Below are 20,827 nucleotides of genomic sequence, written 5' to 3'. Positions count from 1 at the left end.
CATGGATATCAAACGCACGATCCTGATCGTCGCCCTGGCAATCGTGTCCTACGTCATGGTCCTTAAATGGAACCAGGACTATGGCCAGGCTGCCCTGCCGACTCAGAATGTTGCTTCCAGTACGACTACATCCGGTTTGCCGGACACCGCCACTGGCAATAATGCTGCCGCCAGTGACGATATTCCGCGCGCCGCAAGTGATACCAGCGCACCTGCGGAAACGCCGGTCGCCGTCAGCAAGGATCTGATCCAGATCAAGACCGACGTGCTCGATCTCGCGATCGATCCACAAGGTGGTGATGTTGCCCAACTGACCTTGCCGCTGTATCCACGCCGTCAGGATCGTCCGGACGTTCCGTTCCAGCTGTTCGACAACGGTGGCGAACGTACTTATCTGGCACAGAGCGGTCTGATTGGCACCAACGGTCCGGATGCAAACCCGGCCGGTCGTCCGATCTACTCCTCGGAGAAGAAGACTTATCAACTGGCTGACGGTCAGGACCAACTGGTCGTTGACCTGAAGTTCAGCAAGGATGGTGTCAATTACATCAAGCGTTTCACTCTGAAACGTGGCCTGTATGACGTGACCGTGACCTATCTGATCGACAACCAGAGCGCTCAGCCTTGGTCCGGTTCGATGTTTGCCCAGCTGAAACGCGATGCAAGCGCCGATCCTTCGTCGACCACTGCTACCGGTACCGCGACTTACCTGGGCGCCGCCCTGTGGACAAGTTCCGAGCCGTACAAGAAAGTGTCCATGAAGGACATGGACAAAGGTCAGCTCAAGGAAACCGTCACCGGTGGTTGGGTAGCCTGGCTGCAACACTACTTCGTGACTGCATGGGTTGCTCCGAAGGGCGAAAACAACATCGTCCAGACCCGTAAAGACAGCAAAGGCAACTACATCATCGGTTACACCGGTCCTTCGCTGACCGCTGCACCGGGTGCGAAAGTCGAAACCAGCGCTGTTCTGTACGCCGGTCCGAAAAGCCAGGCTGTGCTGAAAGAGTTGTCCCCCGGTCTGGAACTGACTGTCGACTATGGCATTCTGTGGTTCATTGCCCAGCCAATCTTCTGGTTGCTGCAACATATCCACGCCATTGTCGGCAACTGGGGCTGGTCGATCATCTTCCTGACCATGCTGATCAAAGGGATCTTCTTCCCTCTGTCGGCCGCCAGCTACAAGTCGATGGCCCGCATGCGCGCCGTTGCTCCGAAACTGGCTGCACTGAAAGAGCAACATGGCGATGACCGGCAGAAAATGTCGCAAGCCATGATGGAGCTGTACAAGAAAGAGAAGATCAATCCGCTGGGTGGCTGCTTGCCGATCCTGGTGCAGATGCCGGTTTTCCTTTCGCTGTACTGGGTTCTGCTGGAAAGTGTGGAAATGCGCCAGGCGCCGTTCATGCTGTGGATTACCGACCTGTCGATCAAGGATCCGTTCTTCATCCTGCCGATCATCATGGGCGCGACCATGTTCATCCAGCAGCGTCTGAACCCTACACCTCCGGATCCGATGCAGGCCAAGGTGATGAAAATGATGCCAATCATCTTCACCTTCTTCTTCCTGTGGTTCCCGGCGGGTCTGGTGCTGTACTGGGTTGTGAACAACTGCCTGTCGATTGCCCAACAGTGGTACATCACGCGTAAGATCGAAGCGGCGACGAAAAAAGCCGAGGCGTAACTTACTCTGTGGATAACACCACTCAAAACGCCCCCTAGTGGGGCGTTTTGCTATCTGCCATTTTTGTCTGGATACCGGTTTATGAGCGCACCTCGTGAAACCATCGCAGCTGTCGCCACCGCCCAAGGCCGTGGCGGCGTGGGCATCGTTCGAATTTCCGGGCCGCTGGCCAGCGTTGCGGCCAAAGCCATCAGCGGCCGCGAACTGAAACCACGATTTGCCCACTACGGGCCGTTCTTCAGTGATGATCAACAGGTACTGGATGAAGGTCTGGCGCTGTATTTCCCCGGGCCGAACTCGTTCACTGGCGAAGACGTACTGGAACTGCAGGGCCACGGCGGCCCGATCGTTCTGGACATGCTGCTCAAGCGTTGCCTGGAACTGGGCTGCCGTCTCGCGCGGCCCGGTGAGTTCAGCGAAAGAGCATTCCTCAATGACAAACTCGACCTGGCCCAGGCCGAGGCCATTGCCGACCTGATCGAAGCCAGTTCTGCACAAGCCGCGCGAAACGCTCTGCGTTCGTTGCAGGGTGCATTTTCCCAACGTGTGCATAACCTCACCGAACAGCTGATCGGTTTGCGGATTTATGTCGAAGCTGCCATCGACTTCCCGGAAGAAGAAATCGACTTCCTCGCCGATGGCCATGTCCTGAGCATGCTCGACAAGGTTCGTAACGAGTTATCCACCGTATTGCGCGAAGCCGGGCAGGGCGCATTGCTACGTGACGGCATGACCGTGGTAATTGCCGGTCGTCCGAATGCCGGCAAATCCAGTCTGCTGAATGCATTGGCCGGACGAGAAGCCGCCATCGTGACCGAGATCGCCGGCACGACTCGGGATATCTTGCGCGAACATATCCACATCGACGGCATGCCGCTGCACGTAGTGGACACCGCTGGTCTGCGCGATACCGATGACCATGTGGAAAAGATCGGCGTTGAACGAGCGTTGAAAGCCATCGGCGAAGCTGATCGAGTGCTGCTGGTTGTTGATGCCACGGCACCTGAGGCCGCCGATCCGTTCGCCCTGTGGCCGGAATTCCTTGAAACCCGGCCGGATCCGGCGAAGGTCACCCTGATTCGTAACAAGGCCGATCTCACCGGTGAACCCATTGCCTTGGAAGTCAGTGACGATGGTCATGTGACGATCAGCCTGAGCGCCAAGTCTGCTGGCGAAGGTCTGGATCTGCTACGTGATCACCTCAAAGCCTGCATGGGCTACGAACAAACGTCGGAAAGCAGTTTCAGCGCACGCCGCCGGCACCTGGAAGCCCTGCGTCATGCCAGTGATGCCCTGGAACATGGACGTGCTCAACTGACGTTGGCGGGAGCTGGTGAGTTGCTGGCCGAAGACCTGCGTCAGGCCCAGCAATCCCTCGGGGAAATTACCGGCGCCTTCAGCTCCGATGATCTGCTGGGACGGATATTCTCCAGCTTCTGCATCGGTAAATAACCCTTCCGTTGTCCACAGACAGGTCCGTTCGCGACCTGTCTGTTCTCCCTTCCTCGTAATCCCTGCCTCCAGTGCCGGACAGATTTCTGTTCCTGAGCGGATTCTCCGTGTTCGCGACCCTTTCGTTCATCCGATTTCTGTGGATTAAGCCCTGTGAATAACTGCCGTTAAGGGCAGTTGATAACAGGGCCTGAAAACTGAAAATAACTGCATCTGTGGATAACCACCTCATTCATCCACAGGCTTACACCGGTTATCCAAGGGCCTCATGGTCACATGGCCACAGGGTTTTGAATCTCTGTACACATTTAAAATAAAGGCCTGTAGAAATCTATCCACAGAAATCATGGGCAGTAAGAATAAGCTTTAAAACAAAGGTTTTATAAATTTCTCTCTTTTTTATTCTTTTAACCGCGAGTTCTCCACAGCTGGTTAAATTTTGTGCAAAGGGTTCTTTAGGAAGGGCGAAGTCCCTATACTTGCCGACCAGGTCCAGAAACCTGATCTCAAACTATTCCTGAATTACCTACTTAAGCAGGCACGAGGTGCGTGGTGGATTTCCCTTCCCGTTTTGAAGTGATCGTCATCGGCGGCGGTCATGCCGGTACCGAGGCAGCACTGGCCTCAGCACGCATGGGTGCAAAAACCCTTCTGCTGACGCATAACGTGGAAACCCTCGGTGCCATGAGTTGCAACCCGGCCATCGGCGGCATCGGCAAAAGCCATCTGGTCAAGGAAATCGACGCCCTCGGCGGTGCGATGGCCATGGCTACCGATCTGGGTGGCATCCAGTTTCGCGTGTTGAACAGCCGTAAAGGCCCGGCCGTACGTGCAACCCGTGCACAAGCCGACCGGATTCTTTACAAAGCCGCTGTCCGCGAAATTCTGGAAAACCAGCCGAACCTGTGGATATTTCAACAAGCCGCTGACGACCTGATCGTCGAGCAGGAACAAGTGCGTGGTGTCGTCACGCAAATGGGTCTGCGTTTTTTCGCTGATTCCGTGGTGTTGACCACCGGTACGTTCCTGGGTGGACTTATCCACATCGGTTTGCAGAATTTTTCCGGCGGTCGTGCCGGTGATCCACCGTCTATCGCCCTGGCGCATCGTCTGCGTGAACTGCCGCTGCGCGTTGGTCGCCTGAAAACCGGTACGCCACCGCGTATCGACGGCAAGTCTGTGGATTTCTCGGTGATGACCGAGCAACCAGGTGATACGCCGATCCCGGTGATGTCGTTCATGGGCAACAAGGAACAGCATCCACGGCAAGTCAGTTGCTGGATTACCCACACCAACGCCCGCACTCACGAAATCATTGCCGCGAACCTCGACCGTTCGCCGATGTATTCCGCTGCGGGCGAAATCGAAGGCATCGGTCCGCGTTATTGCCCGTCGATCGAAGACAAGATCCACCGCTTTGCCGACAAGGAAAGCCATCAGGTGTTCATCGAGCCGGAAGGCCTGACCACCCATGAGCTGTATCCGAACGGGATATCCACAAGCCTGCCGTTCGACGTGCAATTGCAGATCGTGCAGTCGATCCGCGGTATGGAAAACGCGCACATCGTGCGTCCGGGTTATGCGATCGAGTACGACTACTTCGACCCGCGCGACCTGAAATACAGCCTGGAAACCAAAGTTATTGGCGGTCTGTTCTTCGCTGGCCAGATCAACGGCACCACCGGTTACGAAGAAGCCGGCGCCCAGGGTTTGCTGGCTGGCGCGAACGCCGCGTTGCGTGCGAAAGGCAAAGAAGCCTGGTGCCCGCGTCGTGATGAAGCGTACATCGGGGTATTGGTCGACGACCTGATCACCCTCGGTACCCAAGAGCCGTACCGCATGTTCACTTCCCGTGCCGAGTACCGCCTGATCCTGCGTGAAGACAACGCCGACCTGCGTCTGACCGAAAAAGGTCGCGAACTGGGTCTGGTCGATGATGCTCGCTGGGCGGCGTTCTGCAAGAAACGCGAAAGCATCGAACTCGAAGAGCAGCGCTTGAAAAGCACCTGGGTCCGCCCGGGTACTCAGCAGGGCGATGCGATTGCTGAAAAATTCGGCACGCCGCTGACTCACGAATACAACCTGCTCAATCTCTTGAGCCGTCCGGAAATCGACTACGCTGGTCTGGTCGAAGTGACCGGGCAGGGTGCCGAAGATCCGCAGGTCGCCGAACAGGTCGAGATCAAGACCAAATACGCCGGTTACATCGATCGCCAGCAGGACGAAATCGCCCGTCTGCGCGCCAGTGAAGACACGAAACTGCCTGTGGATATCGATTACACCAACATTTCCGGTCTCTCCAAGGAGATCCAGAGCAAGCTTGGCGCGACTCGTCCCGAGACGCTTGGCCAGGCTTCGCGGATCCCGGGTGTGACCCCGGCAGCGATTTCGCTGTTGATGATTCATTTGAAAAAACGCGGCGCGGGCCGTCAGTTGGAGCAAAGCGCTTGAGTTCTAAGGTCACTTCGCAACACGCCGAAGAGTTATCCACAGGAGCCCGCGAGCTCGGTGTCAATCTCACTGAAACCCAGCACGAATTGTTGCTGGGCTATCTGGCCCTGTTGATCAAATGGAACCAGGCCTACAACCTGACTGCCGTTCGCGATCCGGACGAAATGGTTTCCCGTCACCTGCTCGATAGCCTCAGTGTGATGTCGTTCATCGAAAACGGCCGCTGGCTGGATGTCGGCAGCGGCGGCGGCATGCCGGGGATACCTCTGGCGATCCTGTATCCGGACTCGCAAGTGACCTGCCTGGACAGCAACGGCAAGAAAACCCGTTTCCTGACCCAGGTCAAACTCGAACTCAAACTGGATAACCTGCAAGTTATCCACAGTCGCGTCGAAGCGTTCCAGCCTGCACAACCGTTCAACGGGATTATTTCCCGGGCGTTCAGCAGCATGGAGAACTTCACCAACTGGACTCGCCACCTCGGCGACGCCGATACGCGCTGGCTGGCAATGAAGGGCGTCCATCCGGCCGATGAGCTGGTAGCATTGCCGGCAGACTTCAAACTCGATAGCGAACACGCCCTGGCCGTACCCGGTTGCCAAGGCCAACGCCATCTGCTGATACTGCGCCGCACGGCATGATTGGGAACACAAGCAAGAATGGCTAAGGTATTCGCGATAGCGAACCAGAAGGGTGGTGTGGGCAAGACCACCACCTGCATCAACCTCGCAGCATCCCTGGTCGCGACCAAGCGCCGGGTGCTGTTGATCGATCTCGATCCACAGGGCAACGCCACCATGGGTAGCGGTGTGGATAAACATGGCCTGGAAAACTCGGTCTACGACCTGCTGATCGGCGAATGCGATCTGGCGCAGGCCATGCACTATTCGGAACACGGCGGTTATCAACTGCTGCCGGCCAACCGCGACCTGACGGCGGCCGAAGTGGTGCTGCTGGAAATGCAGATGAAGGAAAGCCGTCTGCGCAGCGCGCTGGCGCCGATCCGTGAAAACTACGATTACATCCTGATCGACTGCCCGCCGTCGCTGTCGATGCTCACGCTGAACGCACTGGTCGCCGCTGACGGGGTCATTATCCCCATGCAGTGCGAGTACTTTGCGCTCGAAGGCTTGAGCGACCTTGTGGATAACATCAAGCGCATCGCCGAGCTGCTGAACCCGAACCTGAAAGTCGAAGGCCTGCTGCGGACCATGTACGACCCGCGTCTGAGCCTGATGAACGACGTCTCGGCCCAGCTCAAGGAACACTTCGGCGACCAGCTGTACGACACGGTGATCCCGCGCAACATCCGTCTGGCTGAAGCCCCGAGCTACGGCATGCCGGCGCTGGCCTACGACAAGCAATCGCGTGGCGCGCTGGCCTATCTGGCCCTGGCGGGCGAGATGGTTCGCCGTCAGCGCAAAAATTCACGCATCGCCGCTGCCCAGCCAACTTAAGGAATCCCCATGGCCGTCAAGAAACGAGGTCTCGGACGAGGACTGGATGCACTGCTGAGCGGTCCGACTGTCAGCGCGCTGGAAGAACAAGCGGCGCAGGCTGACAGCCGTGAGTTGCAGCACCTGCCACTGGACCTGCTGCAACGCGGCAAGTATCAGCCACGCCGGGACATGGATCCGCAGGCGCTGGAAGAGCTGGCGCATTCGATCAAGGCCCAGGGCGTGATGCAGCCGATCGTGGTTCGCCCGATTGGCGGTGGTCGTTTCGAGATCATCGCCGGCGAACGTCGCTGGCGCGCAAGTCAGCAGGCCGGGCAGGAAACCATTCCTGCGATGGTCCGCGATGTGCCGGATGAAACCGCGATCGCCATTGCGCTGATCGAGAACATCCAGCGCGAAGACCTGAACCCGATCGAAGAAGCGGTGGCCCTGCAGCGTTTGCAGCAGGAATTCCAGCTCACTCAACAGCAGGTTGCCGAGGCTGTGGGTAAGTCCCGCGTCACGGTAGCCAACCTGTTGCGCCTGATTGCGTTGCCGGAAGTCATCAAGACCATGCTGTCCCATGGCGACCTGGAAATGGGTCATGCCCGTGCATTGCTCGGTCTGCCGGACAATCAGCAGGTGGAAGGGGCGCGACATGTTGTCGCACGCGGCCTCACCGTGCGCCAAACCGAGGCACTGGTTCGTCAGTGGTTGAGTGGCAAACCGGAGCCGGTAGAGCCCGCCAAACCTGACCCGGATATCGCTCGCCTTGAGCAACGTCTGGCCGAGCGCCTAGGCTCTGCGGTGCAGATCCGCCACGGCAAGAAGGGAAAGGGTCAGTTGGTGATCGGTTACAACTCCCTCGACGAGCTTCAAGGTGTGCTCGCACACATCCGCTGAAACAATTCCTCTTGTAGCGCGCAGTCGGAAATCACTACCTGACAGTTGAATAGGGGCAGAACCGCCCCTATACTCTGCGCGCATTTTGTCGGCACAAATTATGCCAAGTTATTGAATTTCGGCAGCCGACCATTGGAGAGCAATAGTGATGGAAACCCGCAAGCCAAACCGCCTGCCGTTCCATCGCCTGGCGGTTTTTCCGGTGTTGATGGCTCAATTTGTCATTTTGCTCATTGCCGCTTTAGCGCTCTGGCAATGGCACGGAGTCGTTGCCGGATACTCGGGACTTTGCGGAGGCCTGATAGCCTTGCTGCCCAATGTTTATTTCGCTCACAAGGCATTTCGGTTTTCCGGCGCCCGAGCAGCCCAGTCCATCGTCCGGTCTTTCTATGCCGGCGAGGCAGGCAAACTGATTTTGACGGCAGTGCTGTTTGCACTGGTGTTTGCAGGTGTGAAGCCACTGGCGCCGATCGCTGTATTCGGCGCCTTCGTGCTGACTCAGTCGGTCAGCTGGTTCGCTCCCCTGCTGATGAGAACAAGACTTTCGAGACCTTAGGGCGTTTGAGGCAACCATGGCAGAAACAACCGCTTCGGGCTATATCCAGCACCACTTGCAGAACCTGACCTTCGGTCAGCTACCCAACGGCGGCTGGGGCTTTGCCCACACCGCAGCAGAAGCCAAGGAAATGGGCTTCTGGGCTTTCCACGTCGATACCCTCGGCTGGTCGGTCGCGCTGGGTCTGATCTTCGTCATTCTTTTCCGCATGGCGGCCAAGAAGGCGACTTCCGGTCAGCCGGGTGCACTGCAGAACTTCGTTGAAGTCCTGGTCGAATTCGTCGATGGCAGCGTGAAAGACAGCTTCCATGGCCGTAGCCCGGTGATCGCACCGCTGGCACTGACCATCTTCGTCTGGGTGTTCCTGATGAACGCCGTCGACCTGGTACCGGTCGACTGGATTCCTCAGCTGGCCATCCTGATCTCCGGCGACCACCACATCCCGTTCCGCGCCGTGTCGACTACCGACCCGAACGCGACCCTGGGCATGGCGTTCTCGGTTTTCGCACTGATCATTTTCTATAGCATCAAGGTCAAGGGCCTCGGCGGCTTCATCGGCGAGCTGACCCTGCACCCGTTCGGCAGCAAGAACATCTTCGTTCAGGCCCTGCTGATCCCGGTGAACTTCCTGCTGGAATTCGTGACCCTGATCGCCAAACCGATCTCTCTGGCTCTGCGTCTGTTCGGCAACATGTATGCCGGCGAGCTGGTGTTCATCCTGATCGCTGTGATGTTCGGCAGCGGCCTGCTCTGGCTGAGCGGCCTGGGCGTTGTCCTGCAGTGGGCGTGGGCTGTGTTCCACATCCTGATCATCACCCTGCAGGCGTTCATCTTCATGATGCTGACCATCGTCTACCTGTCGATGGCGCACGAAGAAAACCATTAAGACCGGTCTCGACTAGTCTGATGTCCTTCCCGGTCAAACGGGAAGGGGCTCCTCACGGGGCACCATGAAACGATTTGTTTTACCGCTTTAATCTAAAAAACCTAAACCATACGACGTAAAAGTCGGGAGGAAAGATGGAAACTGTAGTTGGTCTAACCGCTATCGCTGTTGCACTGTTGATCGGCCTGGGCGCACTGGGTACCGCAATTGGTTTCGGCCTGCTGGGCGGCAAGTTCCTGGAAGGCGCAGCCCGTCAGCCAGAAATGGTTCCAATGCTGCAAGTTAAAATGTTCATCGTTGCCGGTCTGCTCGACGCCGTAACCATGATCGGTGTTGGTATCGCTCTGTTCTTCACCTTTGCGAACCCGTTCGTTGGTCAAATCGCTGGCTAATCATTCGGATTTTCCGAGTGATTTGGTGTGATGGACAACGTAACTGCGAGGTGTTGGCGTGAACATTAATGCGACCCTGATTGGCCAGTCCGTTGCGTTCCTGATTTTTGTACTGTTCTGCATGAAGTTCGTATGGCCTCCGGTCATCGCAGCTCTGCACGAACGTCAAAAGAAGATCGCTGATGGTCTGGACGCTGCCAGCCGTGCAGCTCGCGACCTGGAGTTGGCCCAAGAGAAAGCGGGTCAGCAACTGCGCGAAGCGAAAGCTCAGGCAGCTGAAATCATCGAGCAAGCCAAGAAACGCGGTAACCAGATTGTCGAAGAGGCCGTTGAAAAGGCCCGTGTCGACGCTGACCGTGTGAAGGTTCAGGCTCAAGCCGAGATCGAACAGGAACTGAACAGTGTCAAAGACAAGCTGCGCGCCCAAGTGGGCTTGCTGGCTGTCGGCGGCGCCGAGAAGATCCTGGGTGCCACAATCGATCAAAACGCGCACGCAGAGCTGGTTAACCAACTGGCTGCTGAAATCTAAGCGAGGGCGATCATGGCAGAACTGACCACGTTGGCCCGACCTTACGCTAAGGCGGCCTTCGAGCACGCTCAGGCCCACCAGCAACTGGCCAATTGGTCAGCCATGCTCGGCCTGGCTGCAGCGGTGTCGCAAGACGACACCATGCAGCGCGTGCTCAAGGCCCCGCGACTGACGAGCGCAGAAAAGGCCGCCACGTTCATTGACGTGTGCGGCGACAAGTTTGATGCCAAGGCACAGAACTTCATCAATGTCGTTGCCGAAAACGACCGTCTCCCGCTTCTGCCGGAGATCGCCGCTCTTTTCGACCTGTACAAGGCCGAACAAGAGAAATCGGTAGACGTTGAAGTGACCAGTGCTTTTGCATTGAACCAAGAACAGCAAGACAAACTCGCCAAGGTTCTCAGTGCACGACTCAACCGGGAAGTGCGCCTGCAAGTTGCGGAGGATGCTGCCCTTATAGGTGGTGTCGTTATCCGCGCCGGCGACCTGGTTATCGATGGCTCGATTCGCGGCAAAATCGCGAAACTTGCCGAAGCATTGAAATCTTGAGTTTGAAGGGGCAGCAGAGCAATGCAGCAACTCAATCCTTCCGAAATAAGTGAAATTATCAAGGGCCGCATCGAAAAGCTCGATGTGACCTCCCAAGCCCGTAACGAAGGCACTGTCGTCAGCGTATCTGACGGTATCGTGCGGATTCACGGTCTGGCCGACGTAATGTACGGCGAGATGATCGAGTTTCCGGGCGGCGTCTACGGTATGGCCCTCAACCTGGAGCAAGACTCCGTAGGTGCCGTTGTACTGGGCGCATACACGACTCTGGCTGAAGGCATGAGCGCCAAGTGCACCGGCCGCATCCTTGAAGTTCCGGTTGGTAAGGAACTGCTGGGTCGCGTTGTCGACGCACTGGGTAACCCTGTTGACGGCAAAGGTCCACTGGGCAACACCGAGACCGACGCGGTCGAGAAAGTTGCTCCGGGCGTGATCTGGCGTAAGTCGGTAGACCAGCCTGTACAGACTGGCTACAAGGCTGTCGATGCCATGATCCCTGTCGGCCGTGGCCAGCGTGAGCTGATCATCGGTGACCGTCAGATCGGTAAAACCGCTCTGGCGATCGACGCGATCATCAACCAGAAAGACAGCGGCATTTTCTGCGTCTACGTGGCAATCGGTCAGAAGCAATCGACCATCGCCAACGTGGTTCGCAAGCTGGAAGAAAACGGTGCACTGGCTAACACCATCATCGTTGCAGCGAGCGCTTCGGAATCTGCAGCACTGCAATTCCTGGCTCCGTACTCCGGTTGCACCATGGGTGAATTCTTCCGCGACCGCGGTGAAGACGCGCTGATCGTTTATGACGATCTGTCCAAGCAAGCAGTGGCTTACCGCCAGATTTCCCTGCTGCTGCGCCGTCCACCAGGCCGTGAGGCTTACCCAGGCGACGTGTTCTATCTCCACTCCCGTCTGCTGGAGCGCGCATCCCGCGTTTCGGAAGAATACGTAGAGAAGTTCACCAACGGCGCAGTGACCGGCAAAACCGGTTCCCTGACCGCACTGCCGATCATCGAAACCCAGGCTGGCGACGTTTCCGCGTTCGTTCCGACCAACGTGATTTCCATCACCGACGGTCAGATCTTCCTGGAATCGGCCATGTTCAACTCGGGCATCCGCCCTGCAGTGAACGCCGGTGTTTCGGTATCCCGTGTGGGTGGTGCCGCTCAGACCAAGATCATCAAGAAGCTGTCCGGTGGTATCCGTACCGCTCTGGCTCAGTACCGTGAACTGGCGGCATTCGCCCAGTTCGCTTCTGACCTGGACGAAGCGACCCGCAAGCAACTTGAGCATGGTCAGCGCGTTACCGAGCTGATGAAGCAGAAGCAATACGCACCTATGTCGATCGCTGACATGGCGCTGTCGCTGTATGCCGCTGAGCGTGGGTTCCTGACCGACATCGAAATCACCAAGATCGGCAGCTTCGAACAAGCGCTGATCGCTTTCTTCAACCGCGATCACGCCGATTTGATGGCCAAGATCAACGTTAAAGGTGACTTCAATGACGAAATCGACGCTGGCCTGAAGGCTGGTATCGAGAAGTTCAAGGCCACCCAAACCTGGTAAGCCGCAGCGGGAGCCGCAAGGCTCCCGCTTGCTAACCTGATAGGTGTTACATGGCAGGCGCAAAAGAGATTCGCAGTAAGATTGCGAGCATCAAAAGCACGCAAAAAATTACCAGCGCCATGGAAAAAGTGGCGGTCAGCAAAATGCGCAAGGCACAAATGCGCATGGCTGCTAGCCGTCCTTATGCGGAGCGTATCCGCCAGGTAATTGGGCATCTGGCCAACGCCAACCCGGAATACCGCCACCCGTTCATGATCGATCGCGAAGTAAAGCGCGTCGGTTATGTCGTCGTGAGCAGTGACCGTGGTCTGTGCGGCGGCTTGAACACCAACCTGTTCAAGGCCCTGGTCAAGGACATGGCGGTAAACCGCGAAAACGGCGTCGAGATCGATCTGTGTGTCGTTGGTAGCAAGGGTGCGGCCTTTTTCCGCAACTTCGGCGGTAACGTCGTTGCAGCTATCAGCCACCTGGGTGAAGAGCCGTCGATCAATGATCTGATCGGCAGCGTCAAGGTGATGCTGGATGCCTATCTGGACGGCCGTATTGACCGCCTGTCCGTGGTATCCAACAAGTTCATCAACACCATGACGCAACAGCCTACCGTGGAGCAGTTGATTCCATTGGTGGCGACCCCGGATCAAGAACTCAAGCACCACTGGGACTACCTCTACGAACCAGACGCCAAAGAGCTGCTTGACGGCTTGATGGTGCGTTACGTGGAGTCGCAGGTGTACCAGGCGGTGGTCGAGAACAACGCGGCTGAACAGGCTGCGCGGATGATCGCGATGAAGAACGCTACCGACAACGCCGGTGATTTGATCAGCGATTTGCAGCTGATCTACAACAAGGCGCGTCAGGCTGCGATCACCCAAGAGATCTCGGAAATCGTCGGCGGCGCTGCCGCGGTTTAACGGTTCAAATATTCAGAGGATCCAGCTATGAGTAGCGGACGTATCGTTCAAATCATCGGCGCCGTTATCGACGTGGAATTTCCACGCGACAGCGTACCGAGCATCTACGACGCCTTGAAGGTTCAAGGCGCCGAAACCACTCTGGAAGTTCAGCAGCAGCTGGGCGACGGCGTGGTTCGTACCATTGCGATGGGCTCCACCGAAGGCTTGAAGCGCGGTCTGGACGTCAACAACACTGGCGCAGCCATCTCCGTACCGGTCGGTAAAGCGACTCTGGGCCGGATCATGGACGTACTGGGCAACCCGATCGACGAAGCTGGCCCGATCGGCGAAGAAGAGCGCTGGGGTATCCACCGCGCCGCTCCTTCCTTCGCAGAACAAGCTGGCGGCAACGAGCTGCTGGAAACCGGCATCAAGGTTATCGACCTGGTTTGCCCGTTCGCCAAGGGCGGTAAAGTCGGTCTGTTCGGTGGTGCCGGTGTAGGCAAGACCGTAAACATGATGGAACTGATCCGTAACATCGCCATCGAGCACAGCGGTTATTCCGTGTTCGCCGGTGTGGGTGAGCGTACTCGTGAGGGTAACGACTTCTACCACGAGATGAAGGACTCCAACGTTCTCGACAAGGTAGCTCTGGTCTACGGTCAGATGAACGAGCCACCGGGAAACCGTCTGCGCGTAGCGTTGACCGGTCTGACCATGGCCGAGAAGTTCCGTGACGAAGGTAACGACGTTCTGCTGTTCGTCGACAACATCTATCGTTACACCCTGGCCGGTACCGAAGTATCCGCACTGCTGGGCCGTATGCCTTCGGCAGTAGGTTACCAGCCGACCCTGGCTGAAGAGATGGGCGTGCTGCAAGAGCGCATCACTTCGACCAAGCAAGGTTCGATTACTTCGATCCAGGCCGTATACGTACCAGCGGACGACTTGACTGACCCGTCGCCAGCGACCACGTTTGCTCACCTGGACGCCACCGTCGTTCTGTCCCGTGACATCGCTTCCCTGGGTATCTACCCGGCGGTAGACCCACTGGACTCGACTTCGCGTCAGCTGGACCCGAACGTGATCGGCAACGATCACTACGAGACCGCTCGTGGTGTTCAGTACGTGCTGCAGCGTTACAAAGAGCTGAAGGACATCATCGCGATCCTGGGTATGGACGAGCTGTCGGAAGCCGACAAGCAGTTGGTAAACCGTGCTCGTAAGATCCAGCGCTTCTTGTCGCAGCCGTTCTTCGTGGCTGAAGTCTTCACCGGTGCTTCGGGTAAATACGTTTCCCTGAAAGACACCATTGCTGGCTTCAAAGGCATCCTCAACGGTGACTACGACCACCTGCCAGAACAAGCGTTCTACATGGTCGGCGGCATCGAAGAAGCGATCGAGAAAGCCAAGAAACTGTAATCCAGGCGCCCGGCAACGGGCGCTAATTTAGGTTGAGGCAATCAGATGGCTATGACAGTCCATTGCGACATCGTCAGCGCGGAAGGAGAAATCTTTTCCGGCCTGGTCGAGATGGTGATTGCGCACGGTGCTCTGGGTGATCTTGGTATCGCCCTGGGCCACGCGCCGCTGATCACTAATCTGAAGCCAGGTCCGATCCGCCTGATCAAGCAAGGCGGGGAAGCCGAGGTGTTCTACATCTCCGGTGGTTTCCTCGAGGTTCAGCCGAACATGGTCAAGGTGCTTGCCGATACCGTGCAACGTGCCGCCGACCTGGATGAAGCTCAGGCTCAAGCAGCTCTCAAGGCTGCCGAAGCTGCTCTGCATGAGAAGAGCGCAGATTTCGACTACGGAGCTGCATCCGCACGTCTGGCCGAGGCTGCAGCTCAGCTGCGCACCGTCCAGCAGATCCGCAAGAAGTTTGGCGGTTAATCCGTCAGCCACTTGTTGTGCGATTGATAAAAAAGGGTAGCCTCGGCTACCCTTTTTTCTTTTCCGACTTTCAAAACCCCCGGTCGCAGTTGCTGACCACCCAGGATTGGTAGCCAGTCATGTCTCTTGAAATCGTAATCCTCGCGGCCGGCCAAGGCACCCGCATGCGTTCCGCGCTGCCAAAAGTGCTGCACCCGATTGCCGGCGACTCCATGCTCGGTCATGTTATCCACAGCGCTCGCCAACTTGATCCACAACGGATTCATGTTGTCATTGGCCACGGCGCCGATGTGGTACGCGAACGTCTGGCCGCCGATGACCTGAATTTCGTGCTGCAGGACAAGCAACTGGGCACCGGCCACGCCACGGCCCAAGCTGTTCCGTTCATCACCGCCGATACCGTACTGATTCTCTACGGTGATGTGCCGTTGATCGAAGTCGAAACCCTGCAACGCCTGCTCAAGCACGTTGTGCCCGGGCAGATGGGTTTGCTCACCGTCGAACTGGATGACCCGACCGGGTATGGCCGAATCGTGCGCGACGCCGACGGCAAGGTTGCCGCGATCGTTGAGCACAAGGACGCCAGCGAAGCACAGCGGGCGATTACCGAAGGCAATACCGGCATCCTCGCTGTGCCGGCCAATCGTCTGGCGGACTGGATGAGTCGCCTGTCGAACAACAACGCTCAGGGCGAGTACTACCTGACCGACGTGATCGAGATGGCAGTCAGCGATGGCCTGACCGTCGCCACGGAACAACCGCACGACCCGATGGAAGTGCAGGGCGCCAATGATCGCAAACAGCTTTCCGAGCTGGAGCGTCATTATCAGTTGCGCGCCGGTCGCCGTCTGATGGCCCAGGGCGTGACCCTGCGTGACCCGGCCCGCTTTGATGTGCGTGGCGAAGTGACCGTGGGTCGCGACGTGCTGATCGACATCAACGTGATTCTCGAAGGCAAGGTTGTCATCGAAGACGACGTGGTCATCGGCCCGAACTGCGTGATCAAGGACAGCACTCTGCGCAAGGGCGTGGTGGTCAAGGCCAACAGCCATATCGAAGGCGCGGTGTTGGGCGAAGGCAGCGATGCCGGCCCGTTTGCCCGTCTGCGTCCGGGCACCGTGCTGGAGGCCCGCGCCCATGTGGGTAACTTCGTCGAACTGAAAAACGCTCGGATGGGCGAGGGTGCCAAGGCTGGGCACCTGACTTATCTGGGCGATGCCGAGATCGGTGCGCGCACCAACATCGGCGCCGGCACCATCACCTGTAACTACGACGGCGCCAACAAGTGGAAAACCGTGTTGGGTGAGGATGTGTTCATCGGTTCCAACAACTCGCTGGTGGCGCCTGTGGATATCTCCGCCGGTGCAACCACTGCGGCCGGTTCGACCATCACCCAGAATGTGGATAAAGCCCAGTTGGCGGTTGGCCGGGCGCGGCAGAAGAACATCGATGGCTGGAAGCGGCCGGAGAAAATCAAGAAGAACTGAGTTATCCACAACGCTCTCATCAAAAAAGACCGCCGCCAGCGGTCTTTTTTTATGGGCATCGGCTTGACGATTTGCGGCTGATAGGTTTTGATTGCTTCCGTTATCTTTCGAATCGAAACTTATCGAGCCATGTCGAAACGCAATACACCCCAACGCCGCCACAACATACTGGCCTTGCTCAACGAGCAAGGGGAAGTGAGTGTCGACGAACTCGCCAAACGTTTCGAAACTTCGGAAGTTACGATTCGCAAGGATCTCGCCGCACTGGAAAGCCATGGCCTGTTGCTACGCCGCTACGGTGGAGCCATCACCATGCCGCAGGAGTTGGTGGCAGACGCCAGCCTCAGCGTTTCCAAATACAAACAGGCGATCGCCCGGGCTGCGGTTACACGCATCCGCGAGCATGCGCGCATCATCATCGACAGCGGCAGCACCACCGCCGCCATGATCCCGGAGCTCGGCCAACAGCCGGGTCTGGTGGTGATGACCAATTCCCTGCACGTGGCCAACGCCCTGAGCGAACTCGAACACGAGCCTGTGCTGCTGATGACCGGCGGCACCTGGGATCCGCACTCGGAATCCTTTCAGGGCCAGGTCGCCGAGCAGGTACTACGCTCTTACGACTTCGACCAGTTGTTTATCGGTGCCGATGGCATCGACCTGGTGCGCGGTACCACCACGTTCAATGAATTGCTCGGCCTCAGCCGCGTAATGGCGGAAGTGGCGCGGGAAGTGATCGTGATGGTCGAGGCCGACAAGATCGGCCGCAAGATTCCCAACCTGGAGCTGCCATGGAGCAGCGTCCATACCCTAATCACCGATGATCGCCTGCCTTCGGAGGCACGGGATCAGATTCAGGCTCGCGGTATCAACTTGATTTGCGCGACTGTCAGTCAGGAGAAATAAGCATGTGTGGAATTGTCGGCGCCGTTGCTGAACGTAATATCACCGCCATTCTGGTCGAAGGCCTCAAGCGTCTGGAATACCGGGGCTATGACAGCGCAGGCGTGGCTGTCCTTACCAATGACGGATCCCTCGAGCGCACCCGTCGTGTGGGCAAGGTCAGCGAACTCGACGCCGCTCTGGCCGAACATCCGCTGGTCGGCCGTCTCGGCATTGCCCACACCCGCTGGGCTACTCACGGCGCACCAAGTGAACGCAATGCCCACCCGCATTTCTCCGGTGACGTCGCTGTCGTGCACAACGGCATCATCGAAAACCATGAGGCGCTGCGTGAGCAACTGAAGGCGCAAGGCTATGTGTTCAGTTCCGATACCGACACTGAAGTCATCGCCCACCTGCTGACTGAAAAACTCAAAAATCTGCCGGACCTGACCGACGCCCTGAAGGCTGCGGTCAAGGAACTGCATGGCGCTTACGGTCTGGCGGTCATCCACGCACAGCAGCCGGATCGACTGGTTGCTGCTCGCAGCGGCAGCCCGCTGGTAATCGGTCTGGGCCTGGGTGAGAACTTCCTCGCTTCCGACCAACTGGCCCTGCGTCAGGTCACCGACCGTTTCATGTACCTGGAAGAGGGCGATATCGCCGAGATCCAGCGTGACAAGGTGCAGATCTGGGACGTGACCGGCAAAGCCGTCGAGCGCCAGACCGTCCAGTACACCGATGGCGCCGAAGCCGCCGACAAAGGCGAGTTCCGTCACTACATGCTCAAGGAAATCCACGAGCAGCCATCCGTGGTGCAGCGCACCTTGGAAGGTCGATTGAGTTCGGATCAGGTGCTCGTGCAGGCGTTTGGCCCACAAGCCGCTGAACTGTTCGCCAAAGTGCGCAACGTGCAGATCGTGGCGTGCGGCACCAGCTACCACGCCGGCATGGTTGCCCGTTACTGGCTCGAAGAACTGGCCGGGATTCCATGCCAGGTCGAGGTCGCCAGCGAGTTCCGCTACCGCAAGGTGGTGGTGCAGCCGGACACACTGTTCGTCACCATCTCCCAGTCCGGTGAAACCGCCGACACCCTGGCCGCCCTGCGCAATGCCAAGGAACTGGGTTTCCTGGGAAGCCTGGCGATCTGCAACGTCGGTATCAGTTCGCTGGTGCGCGAGTCCGATCTGACCCTGCTGACCCAGGCCGGTCGTGAAATCGGCGTGGCTTCGACCAAGGCGTTCACCACGCAACTGGTTGGCCTGCTGTTGCTGACCCTGTCTCTGGGCCAGGTGCGCGGCACTTTGGGCAAAGGCGTTGAAGCCACGCTGGTCGAAGAACTGCGTCGCCTGCCAACCCGTCTGGGCGAAGCGCTGGCGATGGACAGCACCGTGGAAAAGATTGCCGAGCTGTTCGCCGAGAAGAACCACACCCTGTTCCTGGGCCGTGGCGCGCAATTCCCGGTGGCGATGGAGGGTGCCTTGAAGCTCAAGGAAATCTCTTACATCCACGCCGAAGCCTACCCGGCCGGGGAACTGAAGCACGGTCCGCTGGCGCTTGTGGATAACGACATGCCAGTTGTGACCGTCGCACCTAACAACGAGCTGCTGGAAAAGCTCAAGTCCAACCTGCAGGAAGTCCGCGCCCGCGGCGGCGAACTGGTCGTGTTCGCCGACGAGAAGGCCGGGATGACCAACGGTGAAGGCACTCACGTGGTGCAGATGCCGCACATCCACGACATCCTCTCGCCGATCCTCTACACCATTCCGCTGCAACTGCTGTCGTACTACGTTGCTGTGCTCAAAGGCACGGACGTGGACCAGCCGCGTAACCTGGCGAAGTCGGTGACGGTGGAGTGATGGGCTGCAGAAGAGCGCGAATTGTTCGCGCTCTTCTGCAGAACACAGATACACCGCAGTATATTCCTACGGAAAATCCGCAAAAAAATCCGCTAACTACACCCATTAATGAAATCTCCTACATTGCTCAAGGCTAGGTAATTAAAGGCTTTGAGCGTAATCTTGAATTCGCAAAAAAATCCGCGATTCTGGAGGTTTGATGAGTGCTGAATCTGTCTTGGGAAACCATTGGCTCGAGCCGCTCATGCCTGTATTTCCCAGCGAAATATTGCAACTGGCCGAGCAAGTGCCCTTTCAGGCGGGAAAACTCAGCGCCATGGTTTCTCCCCCCATGCTGCAACGCGTCGGCGGTCTTCTGCGTGTCACCAGCAGTTTTTACAGCAACCTGATAGAAGGCCAGTTCACGGAGCCAGTCACGCTTGCCCCGACAGCTCCAAAACGTCACCGCAAAGAGCTCACAGAGCTGGCCATGACGCACATCGGCACACAGCAGGCATTTGAACGAGCACTGACTGTGCACAAGGGCATGTCATGGGAAACCCTGTTCAGTCCCGCATTTGTTGCACGTCTGCACAAGCGTCTGTTTCTCGGGGCTGGCGACGAGCAACTGAGTCTGAGTGATGGAAGCCAATTGGTGCCTGGCCAGTTGCGCGATGTGGCGGGTCAGGAAGTGCTTGTGGGCAATCACGCGGCACCCTCCTGCCAATCTGTATCGCCCATGCTTAACCGAATGCAGCAGGTATACGGTCGTTTGCCGGACGCACGGAGTCGACTGCTTGCCGTCATGATTTATCACCATCGATTGGCTTGGGTTCATCCTTTCGTTGACGGAAATGGACGGACAGTCAGGCTGGTGACGCATCTCCAGTTGCAGAAACTCGGGCTGGTTTCGCCGCTCTGGTCTTTATCCCGCGGGCTTGCTCGACAGCAGGCGTCCTATTACGCCCGGCTGGCCAACGCCGACAAGCCGCGTCGTGGAGATCTGGATGGTCGTGGGCAACTGACGCAGGCCGGTTTGTTCGAATTTGTCGGGTTCATGCTGGAAACTTGTCTCGACCAGATGCGTTATACAGAGCAGGCGTTGAACATCTCCAATATGCGCGAAAGGTTGCAAACCATTTTTGCTTGGGACGAGCGGATCAAACGGGCGGGTATCAAGCTGGAAACCGCACGTGCCCTGCATGTTCTTCTGACGCAAGGCACGTTGAGCCGCGCGGATTTCAAAATCTTCACGGGATTGTCCGATCGAGTGGCAACGGATCAATTGAGAAGTCTCGTACAACTGGGTCTGGTTGAGAGTGCGACGCCCAAGGCACGTGATCTCTATCCGGGTTTACCGATCTGGTTTGCTCAACTGTTATTCCCTGACTTGCATCAGCGGATGAACGCCGCGGTTTAGGAGTGCAAAA

At 57.7% G+C, this 20,827-nt stretch carries 19 protein-coding genes; all 19 read left to right on the top strand.

The annotated features are described in order from the left end of the window. Position 1: 1 nt before the first annotated feature. The 19 genes from yidC to QR290_RS00920 all read left to right on the top strand — a co-directional run bounded on the left by yidC (position 2) and on the right by QR290_RS00920 (position 20,817). A complete protein-coding gene (yidC, locus tag QR290_RS01010) occupies positions 2-1,684 on the top strand; it encodes a membrane protein insertase YidC (protein ID WP_115079791.1) in 1,683 nt (560 codons plus the stop codon). A gap of 81 nt (positions 1,685-1,765) precedes the next feature. Further along, positions 1,766-3,136 (top strand): tRNA uridine-5-carboxymethylaminomethyl(34) synthesis GTPase MnmE, encoded by a 1,371-nt coding sequence (mnmE, locus tag QR290_RS01005; RefSeq protein ID WP_085606314.1) that lies wholly within the window; start codon positions 1,766-1,768, stop codon positions 3,134-3,136. Between the two features lie 552 nt (positions 3,137-3,688). Continuing rightward, entirely contained in the window at positions 3,689-5,587 is a 1,899-nt protein-coding gene (gene mnmG, locus QR290_RS01000; protein ID WP_103484003.1) for a tRNA uridine-5-carboxymethylaminomethyl(34) synthesis enzyme MnmG, read from the top strand. Further along, positions 5,584-6,228: a 16S rRNA (guanine(527)-N(7))-methyltransferase RsmG gene (rsmG, locus tag QR290_RS00995; protein ID WP_007911906.1), complete on the top strand. Its 645-nt coding sequence runs from the start codon at positions 5,584-5,586 to the stop codon at positions 6,226-6,228. Before mnmG ends, rsmG begins: the two co-directional genes overlap by 4 nt. A gap of 18 nt (positions 6,229-6,246) precedes the next feature. Further along, a complete protein-coding gene (locus QR290_RS00990; protein ID WP_007954142.1) occupies positions 6,247-7,044 on the top strand; it encodes a ParA family protein in 798 nt (265 codons plus the stop codon). 9 nt (positions 7,045-7,053) lie between these two features. Then, the gene (locus QR290_RS00985; RefSeq protein WP_115079790.1) at positions 7,054-7,926 is read left to right on the top strand and encodes a ParB/RepB/Spo0J family partition protein; all 873 of its coding nucleotides are present in this window, start codon (positions 7,054-7,056) and stop codon (positions 7,924-7,926) included. A 148-nt stretch (positions 7,927-8,074) separates the two neighbouring features. Then, the gene (locus tag QR290_RS00980) at positions 8,075-8,482 is read left to right on the top strand and encodes a F0F1 ATP synthase subunit I (RefSeq protein WP_003229783.1); all 408 of its coding nucleotides are present in this window, start codon (positions 8,075-8,077) and stop codon (positions 8,480-8,482) included. A 16-nt stretch (positions 8,483-8,498) separates the two neighbouring features. After that, a complete protein-coding gene (atpB, locus tag QR290_RS00975) occupies positions 8,499-9,368 on the top strand; it encodes a F0F1 ATP synthase subunit A (protein WP_085686128.1) in 870 nt (289 codons plus the stop codon). A 134-nt stretch (positions 9,369-9,502) separates the two neighbouring features. Beyond that, the gene (gene atpE, locus QR290_RS00970; protein ID WP_003097235.1) at positions 9,503-9,760 is read left to right on the top strand and encodes a F0F1 ATP synthase subunit C; all 258 of its coding nucleotides are present in this window, start codon (positions 9,503-9,505) and stop codon (positions 9,758-9,760) included. Positions 9,761-9,818: 58 nt separating this feature from the next. After that, on the top strand, positions 9,819-10,289 hold the full coding sequence (locus QR290_RS00965) for a F0F1 ATP synthase subunit B (protein ID WP_007954149.1): 471 nt from the start codon (positions 9,819-9,821) through the stop codon (positions 10,287-10,289). Positions 10,290-10,301: 12 nt separating this feature from the next. Next, the gene (locus QR290_RS00960; RefSeq protein WP_007911956.1) at positions 10,302-10,838 is read left to right on the top strand and encodes a F0F1 ATP synthase subunit delta; all 537 of its coding nucleotides are present in this window, start codon (positions 10,302-10,304) and stop codon (positions 10,836-10,838) included. Positions 10,839-10,859: 21 nt separating this feature from the next. Next, positions 10,860-12,404 carry a F0F1 ATP synthase subunit alpha gene (gene atpA / locus QR290_RS00955; protein ID WP_007954159.1) on the top strand — a complete coding sequence of 515 codons (1,545 nt, stop codon included), beginning with the start codon at positions 10,860-10,862 and terminating at the stop codon, positions 12,402-12,404. Positions 12,405-12,454: 50 nt separating this feature from the next. After that, positions 12,455-13,315 carry a F0F1 ATP synthase subunit gamma gene (gene atpG / locus QR290_RS00950; protein WP_007954161.1) on the top strand — a complete coding sequence of 287 codons (861 nt, stop codon included), beginning with the start codon at positions 12,455-12,457 and terminating at the stop codon, positions 13,313-13,315. 27 nt (positions 13,316-13,342) lie between these two features. Continuing rightward, on the top strand, positions 13,343-14,719 hold the full coding sequence (gene atpD, locus QR290_RS00945; protein ID WP_007954162.1) for a F0F1 ATP synthase subunit beta: 1,377 nt from the start codon (positions 13,343-13,345) through the stop codon (positions 14,717-14,719). 45 nt (positions 14,720-14,764) lie between these two features. Next, complete coding sequence (locus QR290_RS00940; RefSeq protein WP_007954164.1) at positions 14,765-15,190, top strand: F0F1 ATP synthase subunit epsilon; 426 nt, start codon at positions 14,765-14,767, stop codon at positions 15,188-15,190. 119 nt (positions 15,191-15,309) lie between these two features. Continuing rightward, the gene (gene glmU, locus QR290_RS00935) at positions 15,310-16,677 is read left to right on the top strand and encodes a bifunctional UDP-N-acetylglucosamine diphosphorylase/glucosamine-1-phosphate N-acetyltransferase GlmU (RefSeq protein ID WP_115079789.1); all 1,368 of its coding nucleotides are present in this window, start codon (positions 15,310-15,312) and stop codon (positions 16,675-16,677) included. Between the two features lie 129 nt (positions 16,678-16,806). Next, a complete protein-coding gene (locus QR290_RS00930) occupies positions 16,807-17,583 on the top strand; it encodes a DeoR/GlpR family DNA-binding transcription regulator (protein WP_115079788.1) in 777 nt (258 codons plus the stop codon). 2 nt (positions 17,584-17,585) lie between these two features. Further along, positions 17,586-19,418: a glutamine--fructose-6-phosphate transaminase (isomerizing) gene (gene glmS, locus QR290_RS00925; RefSeq protein ID WP_115079787.1), complete on the top strand. Its 1,833-nt coding sequence runs from the start codon at positions 17,586-17,588 to the stop codon at positions 19,416-19,418. 199 nt (positions 19,419-19,617) lie between these two features. Beyond that, positions 19,618-20,817: a Fic family protein gene (locus QR290_RS00920; RefSeq protein ID WP_289204134.1), complete on the top strand. Its 1,200-nt coding sequence runs from the start codon at positions 19,618-19,620 to the stop codon at positions 20,815-20,817. Positions 20,818-20,827: the final 10 nt, after the last annotated feature.

It is taken from the genome of Pseudomonas fluorescens (assembly GCF_030344995.1).
In the GTDB taxonomy this organism is placed as follows: domain Bacteria; phylum Pseudomonadota; class Gammaproteobacteria; order Pseudomonadales; family Pseudomonadaceae; genus Aquipseudomonas; species Aquipseudomonas fluorescens_BF.
Note: the sequence above shows the minus strand (reverse complement) of the source record. Positions and strands in the feature narration are given on the sequence as shown.

Coding starts and splice junctions, on each gene's coding strand:
- yidC (WP_115079791.1), top strand. CDS start 2: ATGGATATCAAACGCACGATCCTGATCGTCGCCCTGGCAATCGTGTCC.
- mnmE (WP_085606314.1), top strand. CDS start 1,766: ATGAGCGCACCTCGTGAAACCATCGCAGCTGTCGCCACCGCCCAAGGC.
- QR290_RS00990 (WP_007954142.1), top strand. CDS start 6,247: ATGGCTAAGGTATTCGCGATAGCGAACCAGAAGGGTGGTGTGGGCAAG.
- QR290_RS00985 (WP_115079790.1), top strand. CDS start 7,054: ATGGCCGTCAAGAAACGAGGTCTCGGACGAGGACTGGATGCACTGCTG.
- QR290_RS00980 (WP_003229783.1), top strand. CDS start 8,075: ATGGAAACCCGCAAGCCAAACCGCCTGCCGTTCCATCGCCTGGCGGTT.
- atpB (WP_085686128.1), top strand. CDS start 8,499: ATGGCAGAAACAACCGCTTCGGGCTATATCCAGCACCACTTGCAGAAC.
- atpE (WP_003097235.1), top strand. CDS start 9,503: ATGGAAACTGTAGTTGGTCTAACCGCTATCGCTGTTGCACTGTTGATC.
- QR290_RS00960 (WP_007911956.1), top strand. CDS start 10,302: ATGGCAGAACTGACCACGTTGGCCCGACCTTACGCTAAGGCGGCCTTC.
- atpA (WP_007954159.1), top strand. CDS start 10,860: ATGCAGCAACTCAATCCTTCCGAAATAAGTGAAATTATCAAGGGCCGC.
- atpG (WP_007954161.1), top strand. CDS start 12,455: ATGGCAGGCGCAAAAGAGATTCGCAGTAAGATTGCGAGCATCAAAAGC.
- atpD (WP_007954162.1), top strand. CDS start 13,343: ATGAGTAGCGGACGTATCGTTCAAATCATCGGCGCCGTTATCGACGTG.
- QR290_RS00940 (WP_007954164.1), top strand. CDS start 14,765: ATGGCTATGACAGTCCATTGCGACATCGTCAGCGCGGAAGGAGAAATC.
- glmU (WP_115079789.1), top strand. CDS start 15,310: ATGTCTCTTGAAATCGTAATCCTCGCGGCCGGCCAAGGCACCCGCATG.
- QR290_RS00930 (WP_115079788.1), top strand. CDS start 16,807: ATGTCGAAACGCAATACACCCCAACGCCGCCACAACATACTGGCCTTG.
- glmS (WP_115079787.1), top strand. CDS start 17,586: ATGTGTGGAATTGTCGGCGCCGTTGCTGAACGTAATATCACCGCCATT.
- QR290_RS00920 (WP_289204134.1), top strand. CDS start 19,618: ATGAGTGCTGAATCTGTCTTGGGAAACCATTGGCTCGAGCCGCTCATG.